The 13249-nt window shown below is 59.9% G+C and carries 13 protein-coding genes; 5 read left to right on the top strand and 8 right to left on the bottom strand.

Going from position 1 to position 13249, the window contains the following annotated elements; translation table 11 throughout:
• Positions 1-84: 84 nt before the first annotated feature.
• Both ACZ9H3_RS20300 and ACZ9H3_RS20295 read right to left on the bottom strand, forming a co-directional pair.
• Positions 85-642: a sugar ABC transporter ATPase gene (locus ACZ9H3_RS20300; RefSeq protein WP_065761733.1), complete on the bottom strand. Its 558-nt coding sequence runs from the start codon at positions 640-642 to the stop codon at positions 85-87.
• 43 nt (positions 643-685) lie between these two features.
• A complete protein-coding gene (locus tag ACZ9H3_RS20295; protein WP_476222241.1) occupies positions 686-1456 on the bottom strand; it encodes a TSUP family transporter in 771 nt (256 codons plus the stop codon).
• Between the two features lie 102 nt (positions 1457-1558).
• On the opposite strand from ACZ9H3_RS20295, the gene ACZ9H3_RS20290 reads away from it, so the two are divergent.
• Entirely contained in the window at positions 1559-2446 is an 888-nt protein-coding gene (locus tag ACZ9H3_RS20290) for a LysR family transcriptional regulator (protein WP_476222239.1), read from the top strand.
• Positions 2447-2490: 44 nt separating this feature from the next.
• On the opposite strand, the gene ACZ9H3_RS20285 is transcribed toward ACZ9H3_RS20290, so the two are convergent.
• Complete coding sequence (locus ACZ9H3_RS20285) at positions 2491-2781, bottom strand: immunity protein (protein ID WP_476222237.1); 291 nt, start codon at positions 2779-2781, stop codon at positions 2491-2493.
• A 288-nt stretch (positions 2782-3069) separates the two neighbouring features.
• Positions 3070-3360 (bottom strand): immunity protein, encoded by a 291-nt coding sequence (locus tag ACZ9H3_RS20280; protein ID WP_476222235.1) that lies wholly within the window; start codon positions 3358-3360, stop codon positions 3070-3072.
• Between the two features lie 507 nt (positions 3361-3867).
• On the opposite strand from ACZ9H3_RS20280, the gene xseA reads away from it, so the two are divergent.
• The 3 genes from xseA to leuA all read left to right on the top strand — a co-directional run bounded on the left by xseA (position 3868) and on the right by leuA (position 8054).
• The gene (xseA, locus tag ACZ9H3_RS20275; RefSeq protein ID WP_476222233.1) at positions 3868-5247 is read left to right on the top strand and encodes an exodeoxyribonuclease VII large subunit; all 1380 of its coding nucleotides are present in this window, start codon (positions 3868-3870) and stop codon (positions 5245-5247) included.
• A gap of 3 nt (positions 5248-5250) precedes the next feature.
• A complete protein-coding gene (locus ACZ9H3_RS20270) occupies positions 5251-6069 on the top strand; it encodes a peptidoglycan DD-metalloendopeptidase family protein (protein WP_476222231.1) in 819 nt (272 codons plus the stop codon).
• A gap of 311 nt (positions 6070-6380) precedes the next feature.
• Positions 6381-8054, top strand: a complete 1674-nt coding sequence (gene leuA, locus ACZ9H3_RS20265; RefSeq protein ID WP_065761910.1) for a 2-isopropylmalate synthase — start codon at positions 6381-6383, stop codon at positions 8052-8054.
• A 300-nt stretch (positions 8055-8354) separates the two neighbouring features.
• Here the strand turns inward: leuA and ACZ9H3_RS20260 are convergent, their stop codons facing one another.
• The 3 genes from ACZ9H3_RS20260 to zwf are packed head-to-tail and all read right to left on the bottom strand — an operon-like array spanning position 8355 to position 11216.
• Complete coding sequence (locus tag ACZ9H3_RS20260) at positions 8355-9029, bottom strand: bifunctional 4-hydroxy-2-oxoglutarate aldolase/2-dehydro-3-deoxy-phosphogluconate aldolase (RefSeq protein WP_065760142.1); 675 nt, start codon at positions 9027-9029, stop codon at positions 8355-8357.
• A 17-nt stretch (positions 9030-9046) separates the two neighbouring features.
• Positions 9047-9760 carry a 6-phosphogluconolactonase gene (gene pgl, locus ACZ9H3_RS20255; RefSeq protein ID WP_476222228.1) on the bottom strand — a complete coding sequence of 238 codons (714 nt, stop codon included), beginning with the start codon at positions 9758-9760 and terminating at the stop codon, positions 9047-9049.
• Positions 9747-11216 carry a glucose-6-phosphate dehydrogenase gene (zwf, locus tag ACZ9H3_RS20250; RefSeq protein ID WP_102052836.1) on the bottom strand — a complete coding sequence of 490 codons (1470 nt, stop codon included), beginning with the start codon at positions 11214-11216 and terminating at the stop codon, positions 9747-9749. Before zwf ends, pgl begins: the two co-directional genes overlap by 14 nt.
• Positions 11217-11429: 213 nt before the next feature.
• Here zwf and hexR point away from each other — a divergent pair, with 213 nt between their 5' ends.
• The gene (gene hexR / locus ACZ9H3_RS20245) at positions 11430-12290 is read left to right on the top strand and encodes a MurR/RpiR family transcriptional regulator (RefSeq protein ID WP_218060847.1); all 861 of its coding nucleotides are present in this window, start codon (positions 11430-11432) and stop codon (positions 12288-12290) included.
• Here hexR and ACZ9H3_RS20240 read toward each other — a convergent pair.
• The gene (locus ACZ9H3_RS20240) at positions 12283-13137 is read right to left on the bottom strand and encodes a D-hexose-6-phosphate mutarotase (protein WP_102052837.1); all 855 of its coding nucleotides are present in this window, start codon (positions 13135-13137) and stop codon (positions 12283-12285) included. The genes hexR and ACZ9H3_RS20240 overlap by 8 nt on opposite strands.
• Between the last annotated feature and the right edge of the window lie 112 nt (positions 13138-13249).

The following is a 13249-nucleotide window of genomic DNA, read 5'->3' as shown; positions in this document are numbered from 1 at the left end:
GCGGGGGCTCCCGGGCGGGAAAAATGGAAGCGCGCCATTATACTCATACCCGGGCCTTCACTCAATGTATAGATGGCCCTTCGGTCAGTTGTCGTTCAATGTCACCTGCACCACGGCCACGGGCTGGTCCAGCCAATCGGCAAATGCTTCGATAAAAGAGGGTTTGAAACCAGCTTCGGCCCAGTTGTTGAAGATAAACCCCAGGTTGGAAAAACCACACGGCTGCAGGAACAGGAAGCCGTTGATATCGTCCTCATGGCCGCACTCGGGGCAGGTGAAGTTATCGGTCTGCCCAGGCATCCACTCTTCCAGGCTCTCGAACAGCGCCTCGCCAACCTCGCGACGGCATTCGGCACACCCGGCCTCCTCCAGAAACCCCTGCACCGGCGTATAGATGCAACGCTTGGTGACCACCTCAAGGCCATTGACCGGCTGATCGAACGGCAGCAGTTCCGGATGCAGCACCACCTTGCGTGCGCCCGGCGCGATGGCATACGCCATGCGATTGCCGGTACGCCCGCAGGTACTCAGCTGTTCTTCGACAATGTTTTCGCGCACTAGCCAACGCAGGATCGCCCGGGCTCTCGGCTCATGTACCGGAACCGTGGAAATTTTCGGGACGATGATGCACTGGGTATTCATAACGACGGCCAAACCAATTCAAAGTCGCCAGTTTAACCCGTGCTCAGGCACTCAGATAGCGACCGATCAGTGCAATACCACTGGCCAGCACCAGCCAGGTGACCATGCGCACAAACGCTTCGCGCGACATGTTCAGGGTCAGCCGTCGGCCCACCCACACGCCCAGCAGCATCATCGGCGCCAGGCACAGCGCCAGCAGCAACAACGGCAGGTCGGCATACACACCCGCCAGCAGGAACAGGCTCAGGCGCACCAGCGTACTGCAACTGATCAAGGCACTCTGGGTGGCACGCACCTGATCCTTGGAGAGCAACCGGGCATTGAGGTAGATCGCATAAAGAAAGCCGCCACTCCCGAACAGCGCCCCAAACAGGCCACCAACCGTACCCATAGGCACCACCCAGCCAGGCGCCAGGCGTGCAGGCTTGATGGTCACCGCCAGGCTGTAGACGGCATACGCCGTAATAAACAGCCCCATCAGCAGCAACAGCAGGTCGGACTTGAGGTTGAGCAGGAACATCACACCCAGAGTGCAGCCCAGCGCCATGCACGGCAGCAGACGCATCAGCTCGCTGCGTACCACAGCCTTGCGTGCCGGTAGCCAGTTACCAAACGCCGCCACGAAATCCAGCAGCACCAACAACGGGATAATCCGCGACAACGGCATGAACTGAATCATCACTGGCCCCGCGACCAGCGCTGTACCAAACCCGGCGACACCAAAGACAACATAGGCCGCACCGACACCCAGCATGATCAGCAGCCAGTCAATCGCCGAAAAGGGAAGTAGGGAAAACACCATTGCCACCGTCATAGCGAGCGACCTCTAAGGAAGACGCGGAAACTTTATCCACTCACCAGCCATGCCGACTAATATGCAATTTACGCAGAAGGTATCTTTAAAAGGCATAGCTCAATGATCTCCACGCGACAGCTGCGCTACTTCGTTGAAATCGCCGACAGCGGCAGCTTCAGCGCCGCCGCCGAGCGCCTGTTCATCGCCCAATCGGCCTTGAGCCGGCAGATCAAGGTGCTGGAAGACCTGCTCGACACGCCACTGTTCGAGCGCACCGCCCGCCAGCCGCGCCTGACAACGGCGGGCGAGGCGTTCCTGCCACGCGCACGCAGCCTGCTCAGCGAACTGGAAAAAGCCAGTCGCATGGCCCACGAAATCGGTAATGGCCTGCGCGGTAGCCTTCGCCTCAGTCACTCCAGCACCGTACCGCTGACAGGGCACTTGCTCGCCCGGCTCAGCCGCTACCTGCAGGACAACCCAAAGGTCTCCATGGAGATTGCCCAGCAGTCCTCCGAAGCGCAGCTCGAAGAACTTGTCGAAGGCCGGCTGGAGCTGGGCCTGCTGCGCCTCCCCGTCCTGCGCCAGCATGAAGCCTTGTGCATTGAGCCGCTGTTCGAGGAACCACTGCTGCTAGCGGTGGCCAGCGACCACCCCTTGGCCAGCGCGGCCACAGCCAACCTGGCGCAATTGCGGGAAGAAGCCTTTATCTCCATCCCCCATCGCCAACGAGGCGGCTTGAGCTACCTGTCTGCGCAGTTATGCATGCAGGCGGGATTCTTTCCCAAGGCTGCGCGAGTGGTGTCACGCAAGACCACACAACTGCAGCTGATTCAGGCCGGGTTTGGCGTGGCCCTACTACCGCGCTGCATGAAAGACATCGCGCCCAGCGGACTAACATTCGTGCCCTTGGCCGATGAGGGCTGTACCAGCACCGTGGCCGTCGCCTATCGGCGTGATGCCGGGCCGTTGGTGCAGCAGTTTGTTAAGCACCTGCGTGAACAGGGCTGACTCATCTGCCAACCGTTAATGGCTGCGATTGAACCTTCACTGGATCAAACCGGGCTGGAGGGTGTATCCAACGTGTCGGTCCTGTACTTGTTCAAGGTTACAAAATCTGGGGCTGACCAGTTCGGGCCTTTCATCGGCTGGCCTTTTTCGTTCGTGACAAACACCCCGTCATTGAAAAGCTGCTCATACACACTCATAAGCTCACCGCTGGCGACGACTTCAAATTTGAATCGAACGTACATATAGTCAATCATTGGGTATGAAGAGATAGGAATTAATGCCGTCAGCACGTCAGCGATGGACTCGTTGACTATGATTTTCTCCAGATAACTCATTGCTCACACCCCATTTCATTTTCCATCTGTCGCCGATATACGCTTCTTCCGCTTCTGCTGTGTAAAGCGGGTCCGCTTCTTCATCGCCCTTTAACCCTCAAGGGTTGCCGTATGAGCATCGTTCCATGCACGCCTATCTTCACTCCGAGCACTCAATTGTGCTCCGGCTCCTCATTTCTGCCCCGCCAGTAAAGGCCAGGAAAACTCCAATCACGTCAGCACAGGCCGCCCGACCTGTGCTGACGTGATCGGAACGTCCTTAATGGCTGCGATTGAACCTTCACTGGATCAAACCGGGCTGGAGGGTGTATCCAGCGTGTCGGCCCTGTACTTGTTCAAGGTTATAAAATCTGGGACTGACCAGTTCGGGCCTTTCATCGGCAGGCCTTTTTCGTTCGTGATAAACACCCCATCATTGAAAAGCTGTCTATACACCTTAATAAGCTCACCGTTGGCGATGACCTCAAACTTGAAATGGACATACAGACGATCAATCGTCTGATATGAAACTCCAGGAATGAATGCCGTCAGCACGTCAGCGATGGGCTCATTGATTATGACATCCTCTAGATAACTCATTTCAAACTCCCCAAAATGCATTGAGTATCGTGGTGAAAGGGCTGCCACCGTAAATTTCATTGGCTTATGCTGCGTGCGTTACGCGCTATTTTTCGTGACCGTCAGGTATTCAAGGGCTTACAGCCATCTTTGAGTTGTTTCCAGCGCAGAGGCATTGCCCAATACCCCGAGATTGGCCATTGCAGCATTAATGTCAGCCTACACTTGCTGCACATACCGCTGCTTTGCCTTGTGCCTGCATGACAGCTAATCAACTTTAGCTAGAGGGCGTATATCAGCCGATTCCAGAATTAATGCAGGACTTCTCCTAAGCGAACGGGTGAATGGCTCAACGTTTCCCTAAACAACCCTCACTGTTCGGCTGCAGCGCAGGTCATTGACCACACGCACGGAGCATTCGATTTAACCCACTTTCAAGCCAGCAGCGATGCAACGGCCCGACGCAACCAGCTGCATTCGAACCGCCGATAGCGCGCAATGCGCTCACAATCCTTTATGATGCGGCCCATGATCAGAGACCCTTTCGAACGACTCGGTCTGGACCGCGAAGTCCTGACCGTCAGCCAACTCAACGGCCGCGCCCGGGTGCTGCTTGAAGATGTTTTCAGCAGTATCTGGGTCGAGGGCGAGATATCCAACCTCGCCCGCCCGGCCTCCGGCCATATCTATTTCACCCTCAAGGACAGTGGTGCCCAGGTGCGCTGCGCGCTGTTTCGCAACAACGCCGCACGGGTGCGTCAAGCGTTGCGCGATGGCCTGGCGGTCAAGGTGCGCGGCAAGGTCTCTCTGTTTGAGGGGCGTGGCGACTACCAGCTGATTCTCGACACCGTGGAACCGGCCGGTGATGGCGCCTTGCGCCTGGCCTTCGAGGCGCTGAAGGAAAAGCTTGGCGCCGAAGGCCTGTTCAGCAGCGAGCGCAAGGTTGCCCTGCCCGCGCATCCGCAGCGCATAGGCATTATCAGCTCACCCACCGGCGCGGTGATCCGCGACATCATCAGTGTCTTTCGGCGCCGTGCGCCGCAGGTTGAGCTGACCCTGATCCCAACCGCCGTGCAGGGCCGTGAAGCCATTGGGCAAATTGTTCGCGCACTGCAACGGGCCGACAGCCTGGGTTTCGACGCGCTGATCCTGGCCCGTGGCGGCGGCTCGCTTGAAGACCTCTGGTGCTTCAACGAAGAGGATGTGGCCCGGGCCATCGCCGCCTGCGTAACACCGATCGTCAGCGCAGTCGGCCATGAAACCGACGTTTCGATCAGCGACTTCGTCGCCGACGTCCGCGCGCCTACCCCGTCGGCTGCAGCCGAACTGTTGGCGCCAGACAGCAGTGACCTGCAACGGCGCATCGACAGCCTGCAACGGCGCCTGCTGCTGCAGATGCAAAACCGTCTGGCCCATGCGCGCCTGCGTGTCGAAGGCCTGAGCCGACGCCTGCGCCACCCCGGCGAACGGCTGCGCCAGCAAGCACAGCGCCTGGATGACCTGGATATGCGCCTGCGCCGCGCATTCGAGCAACGCCTGAACCAACGCCGCGAGCGCCTGGCCCGGCTTGACACACGGCTGGCCGCGCAGCACCCCGGGCGCACACTGGCACTGCTCAAGCAACGCCTGGACAGCCTCTCCGAGCGCCTGCCACGCGCTATGCGTGAAGCCCTGAAGGATCGTCGCCAGCAGTTGCAGGCCACCGTCCAGACCCTGCAGGTGGTCAGCCCGCTGGCCACCCTGGGCCGCGGCTACAGCATCCTGCTGGATGAACGTGGCCAGGCCATTCGCAGCGCCAGCCAGACCCACAACGGCCAACGCCTGACTGCGCGCCTCGGCGAAGGTCAGCTACAGGTACGCGTCGAAGACAACCACCAGACCCCGGTCACGCTTTCTCTACTGGATTGATCCATGCCCCGTCTGCTCGCTTTTCTGCTTTGCCTGACACTGGCCGGCACCGCCCACGCCAGTTACATCACCCAGAAACTGAACAAGCCGGCGCCCGGCGGCGTCGCAGTCATTGACTTGGGCCCAGGCGCTCAGGCGCCCAATGCTCGCTTCGAGGGCAAACCAGTGCTGGTGGTAAAGGAACAGGACAAATGGCTGGCTATTGTCGGCGTGCCCCTGACTCAGAAACCCGGCCCGGCGACACTCAACCTCGGCACGCGCACGCTGGCTTTTACCGTCGGCAGCAAGCAATACCCAGAGCAGCACATCACCCTGAAGAACAAGCGCCAGGTCAATCCCAACCCGGCTGACCTGAAGCGCATCGACGCCGAACTGGCCGAACAGGTTCGCGCCTACCGCAGCTTCAGCCCAGGCTTGCCAAGCAACCTGCTACTCGACAAGCCGGTCAACGGCCCCCTGTCCAGCCGCTTTGGCGTACGTCGGTTCTTCAACGGCGAAGAGCGCAATCCCCATGCGGGCCTGGACTTCGCCGTACCGGCCGGCACGCCAATCAAGACGCCGGCCAATGGCAAGGTCATCCTGGTCGGTAACTACTTCTTCAATGGCAATACCGTTTTCGTCGACCACGGCCAAGGCTTTATCAGCATGTTCTGCCACATGTCGAAAATCGACGTGAAACCCGGGCAGACACTGAGTCGCGGCGCCGTCATCGGGCGGGTGGGTTCCACCGGGCGCGCCACTGGCCCGCACATGCACTGGAACGTCAGCCTGAACGATGCACGGGTCGATCCGGCCATTTTCATCGGCGCCTTCCAGCCCTGAGGCAGGTTTGCGCCATTTAAAAAGACCGCGCAATAGACGCGGTCTTTTGCGCTATGAAGCGCTATAAAATCTCGCAAAAAAGTACTTTTTAAGCATTTCTATCAATTTTTTTCGAGTGCTTGCCATCTTTCACCCCACTGGGTAGGGTTGAGCTCATGAAAACCTTCCAGAACCTCTTCCAGCTTCGCCAACACCGCAGCCTTTGCCTGGTCAGTGCCCGACTACCAAGCTGAATCGCGTCGCCTCGCCTTTTCATCTTTTTGTTTGCTCGGCGGGCCCCTTTCAAGGCCGCACATTAAAGGATTGCTTCCATGTCCATGCTCAAAGACCCTTCGAAAAAATACCGCGCGTTTCCGACCATCGACTTGCCGGATCGTACCTGGCCATCGAAGACCATCACCCAGGCGCCGATCTGGTGCAGCTCGGACTTGCGTGACGGTAACCAGTCGCTGATCGAACCAATGGACTCGGCGAAGAAGTTGCGTTTCTGGAAGACCCTGGTCAGCGTTGGCGTGAAAGAGATCGAGGCATCGTTCCCTTCCGCCTCGCAAACCGACTTCGATTTCGTTCGCACCCTGATCGAAGACGGCCACATTCCTGACGACACCACCATTCAAGTGTTGACCCAGGCTCGTGAAGACTTGATCGCCCGTACCTTCGAGTCGCTGCGCGGCGCGAAAAAGGCCATCGTCCACCTGTACAACGCCACCAGCCCATCGTTCCGTCGCATTGTCTTCAACCAGGACAAGCAAGGCGTGAAAGACATTGCGGTGAACGCAGCCAAGCTGTTCGTCAAATATGCCGCCCAGCAGCCGGACACCCACTGGACGTTCGAATACTCGCCAGAAACCTTCAGCGCCACCGAAATGGAGTTCGCCAAGGAAGTCTGCGATGCGGTGATCGAAGTCTGGAACCCGACCCCGGAACACAAGGTCATCCTCAACCTGCCGGCCACCGTTGAAGTATCGACGCCGAACGTCTACGCCGACCAGATCGAGTGGTTCTGCCGCAACATCTCGCGTCGTGACAGCGTGATCATCAGCCTGCACACCCACAACGACCGCGGTACCGGCGTTGCTGCCACCGAGTTGGGCTTGATGGCGGGCGCCGACCGTGCCGAAGGCTGCCTGTTCGGCAACGGCGAGCGTACCGGCAACGTCGACCTGGTGACCTTGGCGCTGAACCTCTACACCCAGGGTATCGACCCTGAACTGGACTTCTCCGACATCGACGGCGTGCGCAAGGTGGTCGAGGAGTGCAACCAACTGCCCGTGCACCCACGTCACCCATATGTTGGCGACCTGGTTCACACAGCGTTCTCCGGCTCCCACCAGGATGCCATCCGCAAGGGCTTTGCCCAGCAGAAAGACGACGCCCTCTGGGAAGTACCGTACCTGCCAATCGACCCGGCTGACATCGGCCGCAGCTACGAGGCAGTGATTCGCGTCAACAGCCAGTCCGGCAAGGGCGGTATCACCTACCTGCTCGAACAGGAATACGGCATCAGCCTGCCGCGTCGCATGCAGATCGAGTTCAGCCAGGTCGTACAGGGCGAAACCGACCGCCTGGGCCTGGAAATGAGCGCTCAGCAGATCTACAACTTGCTGCACCGTGAATACCTGCAGGCCAACTCGCCGTATGCGCTGGTTAGCCACCGCCTGCAGGAAGAGAACGGTCACAGCGCCGTGGAAGTGGAAGTCGCTGGCGAAGGCGAGACCACCCTGCACTGGCGCGGCAAGGGCAACGGCGCCCTGGAAGCACTGGTTGCCGGCTTGCCGGTTGCTGTCGAAATCATGGACTACAACGAGCATGCGATCGGTGCCGGGACCAACGCCAAGGCGGCGGCCTACATCGAACTGCGCGTAGCCGGTGGCCGCCCAGTGCATGGCGTCGGTATCGATGAAAACATCACCACCGCCAGCTTCAAGGCCTTGTTCAGTGCCCTGAACCGCTCGCTGAGCCAACAGGCCGCCAAAGCCGCGTAAACCGGCCTGGCACCCAGCCGTTGAAAATGCCCGTTTTGAAAGAGCCGGGCACAGGCTACTGAAGAACCCTCGCTTTTATTGCGGGGGTTCTTTTTTTAAGCCAAAGACCGCGCAACCTGTAGGAGCCGGGCTTGCCCGCGATGCAGGCACCGCGAACTCACTGGTACCCCGCCGAAGCCAGCGCAGGCAAGCCTGCTACAACGAAGCAGGTGCAGACTGGCTCCTGTGTTTCTGACAGGCAAAAAAAAAGGTGCGCCGACCAAGCGCACCTAAAGCCGTGTAGCACATAACGAATAGGGATCAGTCCAGCAGGGCCAAGGCCTCGGCGCTGCAGGCCTGGATACGCGCCCAGTCACGGTCCTTGACCCAGGCGCTGTTGAACATCCAGGTCCCGCCCACGCACATCACATTGGGCTGGGACATGTAGCTCTTCAGGTTACTTTCATTCACCCCGCCAGTCGGGCAGAAACGCACCTCACCAAACGGGCCACCAAAGGCTTTGATCGCTGCGACGCCACCACTGATTTCCGCTGGAAACAGCTTGAAGCGACGGTAGCCCAGGGCATAGCCCATCATGATTTCCGAAGCGCTGCTGATGCCCGGCAGCAATGGCAAGGCGCTTTCGACGCCCGCCTCAAGGATGTCCTGGGTACAGCCGGGGGTGACGATGAACTGGGCACCCGCCGCCTCAACCGCCTTCAGCATCGAGCGGTCGAGCACGGTGCCAGCACCAATGCACAACTCGGGGCGTTGCTCACGCAGCATACGAATGGCTTTCAGGCCATGTTCGGAGCGCAGGGTGATCTCCAGGGTCTTCAGACCACCTGCGGCCAGCGCATCGGCCAGCGGCAGAATGTCTTCCTCGCGGGCAATGGTAATCACCGGAAGGATGCGCGCCTCACCGCAGATACGGTCGATCTGCGCGATTTTGTCGGCCATGGAGATGCCCGGTTGCGAATGTTCATGCGTGGTCATAACGGCGGGTCCTTGGCTCATGGGCACCAGAAAATATCCAGGGAAGCGTGTAGAAAGGCGCGAATTGGCATTTCGGCAGGGTCATCCCCTGCCAGCGCGGCGCGCAGGGTAGCGAGTTTGCCTTGCCCTTGCACGGACAAGGCAGTGAATGCGGCAGTCCCCAGCAAGGCACGGGGCATGCTCAGGCGCTGATGCGGAACGCTCGGTGCCAGCATGGGCAGGCAACGTCGAGGGCTGTCGGCTGCCAGGCCTTGGGCAAGGTTCGGGCTGGCCGGAAACAGCGACGCTGTATGCCCGTCATCGCCCATACCCAGCACCAGCACATCAATCGGCGGCAACTCGGCCAAGGCCTGATCGGCGTCCAGGGCAGCCGCTTCAAGGCTGGCACTGGCACGATACAGGCCAATAAAACGAGCCTTGGCCGCCGCCCCGACCAACAGGTAGCGCTTGAGCAGCCCGGCATTACTGTCGACATGCTCCACTGGCACCCAGCGCTCATCCGCAAGGCTGACCACTACCTTTGACCAGTCCAGCGACCGGCGTGCCAGGCATTGGAAAAACATCACCGGGCTACGACCACCAGAGACGACCAGGGTGGCCTGCCCGTTGGCGGCAATGGCCGCACTCAGGCGCTCGGCTACATTCTTGGCCAGGTCTTCAGCCAGCAGCGCCGGGCTTGCATAGGTATGCGCCGCCACGTTAGCCGGCCATTGCAGTTCAGATATCGCCATACCACGACCTCCCATCACGGGTTATCAGCGCGATCGAGCTCATCGGCCCCCAGGACCCGGCGGCGTAGGGCTTGGGCGCTTCGCCCGAACTCTTCCAACCGGCAATCAACTGGTCGCACCACTTCCACGCGTATTCGATTTCATCCTTGCGCACAAACAGGTTCTGATTGCCGCGCATCACTTCCAACAACAACCGCTCGTAGGCATCGGGGATGCGTGTACTGCGGTAGGTGTCGGAGAAATTCAATTGCAACGGGCCGCTGCGTAACTGCATGCCCTTGTCCAGGCCCTGCTCCTTGGTCATCACCCGCAAAGAAATACCTTCGTCCGGCTGCAAACGAATGATCAGCTTGTTACCGATCTGTAAACGCTGCTCCGGCGCGAAGATGTAGTGCGGCGGTTCCTTGAAGTGGATGACGATCTGCGACAATTTCTGCGGCATCCGCTTGCCGGTACGCAGGTAGAACGGCACACCGGCCCAGCGCCAGTTGCGAATGTCGGCACGCAAGGCAACAAAGGTTTCGGTATTGCTTTGCGGGTTGGCGTTGTCTTCTTCCAGGTATCCCGGTACCGGGCGCCCCTCACTGTAACCGGCGATGTACTGGCCACGTACCACGCGGCTGCCGAGTCCTTCACCGGTGATCGGCGCCAGCGCCTTGAGCACCTTGACCTTCTCATCACGGATACTGTCGGCCGACAGGTCGCTGGGCGGGTCCATGGCGATCAGGCAAAGCAATTGCAGCAGGTGGTTCTGAATCATGTCCCGCAGTTGGCCGGCCTTGTCGAAGTAGCCCCAGCGCCCTTCGATACCCACCTTCTCCGCCACGGTGATCTCCACATGAGAGATCGAATTCTGGTTCCACTGGGTTTCGAACAGGCTGTTGGCGAAGCGCAGCGCAATCAGGTTCTGGACGGTTTCCTTGCCCAGGTAATGGTCGATACGGTAGACCCGGTTTTCCGGGAAAAACTGTGCCACGGCATCGTTGACCCGCCGTGACGACTCCAGGTCGTGGCCAATCGGTTTTTCCAGCACAACCCGGGTACGCGGGCCGAGGCCTGCCTTGTCGAGGTTTTCGCAGATGCCGCCATAAACCGCTGCAGGCGTTGCGAAGTAGGCGATCAGTGGTGCCTGGGGAGCGACCTTTTCGGCGAGCGCCTGGTAGTCATCCGCCTTGAGAAAGTCCACATGCAGGTAACTCAGGCGAGCCAGGAAGCGTTGCAGAGGGATGGCCTCTATCTGCCCGGCCTCGACGAATTCATGCAGGTGCGCTTCGATTCGCTGCAGGTGCTCCTCGACGCTGCCCGGCTCGCGGGCCAATGCCAACACCTGGGTGTCGGCATGCAACAGCCCGGCGCGATCCAGCTGATACAGCGCCGGAAACAGCTTGCGCAATGCCAGGTCGCCAAGGGCGCCAAACAGGGCAAACGTACAAGGCTCAACGGAGATCGAAGACATGATGTTGGTTCTTTTATCAAGTTGACGTACAAATACCCTGTTCAAGGGCAGTAATCAAGGGGATTATGTAGTAATAAACACAACATTTGACCCCTTGGACAGATTCAAGTGGTGAAGCAATCAGGCCATCAGTACGATAGGCCACCCCCAAAAAGCCCGCTGCTGCCCGCTATTGGCTGCATCCTCGACCCAAGGACATAAACCATGGACCGCGTGCGAAACCTCCTGGAACAGATCCAGGGCCGCCTTGAAGAGCTGAACAAGGCCGAGCGCAAAGTCGCCGAAGTCATCCTGCTCAACCCTCAGCAAGCGACGCGCTTCAGCATTGCCGCCCTGGCCCAGGCGGCCAAGGTCAGCGAACCGACCGTGAACCGCTTCTGCCGCTCGTTCGATGTCAGCGGCTACCCGGAACTCAAACTGCAACTGGCGCAGAGCCTGGCCAGTGGCGCCGCCTACGTCAGCCGCGCTGTCGAGGCCGACGATGATCCGGCCGCCTACACCCAGAAAATCTTCGGCAGTGCCATCGCCTCGCTGGACAGCGCCTGCCAGCAACTCGACCCGCAGTTGATCAGCCGCGCCGTCGACATGCTGATCCAGGCCCGACAGATCCACTTCTTCGGCCTCGGCGCCTCGGCCCCGGTGGCACTGGATGCCCAACACAAGTTCTTCCGTTTCAACCTTGCCGTGTCGGCCCATGCCGATGTCCTGATGCAGCGCATGCTGGCGTCGGTGGCGCACACCGGCGAACTGTTCGTGATCATTTCCTACACAGGGCGCACCCGCGAACTGGTCGAAGTCGCACGCCTTGCCCGTGAAAACGGTGCCTCGGTGCTCGGCCTGACCGCTGCCGGCTCACCACTGGCCAAGGCCAGCAGCCTTAGCCTGAACATCCCGCTGCCGGAAGACACCGACATCTACATGCCGATGACCTCGCGGATCATCCAGCTGACGGTACTCGATGTACTGGCAACCGGCATGACCCTGCGCCGTGGCGTGGACTTCCAGCCACACCTGCGCAAAATCAAGGAAAGCCTCAACGCCAGCCGCTACCCGATCGACGACGAACTCAATTGAACAGGTGCGCCTGCAGCCGCAGATGAGCCTGCTCGCCCGGTGCCAGGCTCAGGCTGTCGTTGTGGCCACTGGTCGCCTCGACGCAGACAAAGCCGAGGGTTTCGCTGCCACTGACGCCCATCAGCGGCCGACTACCGGGGTGCCAGACCACCGTGTCCTCGCTGTCGCCCATGTCAATGCACAGCTGGCGCTTCCAGGCAGGGTCGTGCAGTTGTAGCGTTGCCGCATTCTGGAACACCCGCTGACAGCCGCCCTGCACTTTCAGCTCACCTTTCTGCCGGCAGGTTTGACGACTCAATTGGTCGTAACCTTCCGCACCTTCGAGCCCAGACAGCGCTATCTTTGAGACGTCACTGATACGCCAGTAAGCCAGCAGCGCATGACTCAACTGGCAGGGCAAGCTGTCCTGATGCTCAGTACGCAACTGCAACTCCATGCCATCACCCAGCCGCGCCTGCAGGTCAACCTGCCAGTCACACAGCTGCAAACGCCAGGTCAGGCTGACCCCTTCGGCATCCTCTGAGCTGTCGATCAGCTTCCAGTCCAGCAGCCGTGCCCAACCATGAGAAGGCCAGAGGTCTTCGCTCGGGTGACGACCGTACCAGGGCCAGCACACGGGCACGCCGCCACGGATCGCCCCAACCTGTGGCCACTGTGCGGCACACCACAACCACGGACGCTGGCCCTGCGGCTGAAAATGCAGCAACTGGGCGCCCTGACGACTGAACACCGCCTGGCAGCGTGGGTGATCAATGATCAGCACGTCGCGCTGCTGATGGCGTTCCCACTCAAAGGTCGGACGCGGCCGGCGCGAGGTGAAAAAGCGCTGGAGCGGATGCTCTTGCATGGCTAGGAACTCTGATTGACTGACGGGCTTTATCGCCGGCTTGCTCAGCACCTACAGGCAGGTGCTGAGCAAGCCGGCAATCAGCTGCAACAAATGGCGTAAATTTACAACA

The sequence above is a fragment of the Pseudomonas sp. TE3910 genome, from assembly GCF_056279025.1.
The sequence above is the reverse complement of the archived record's forward strand: the minus strand, read 5'-3'. Positions and strand labels throughout refer to the sequence as shown.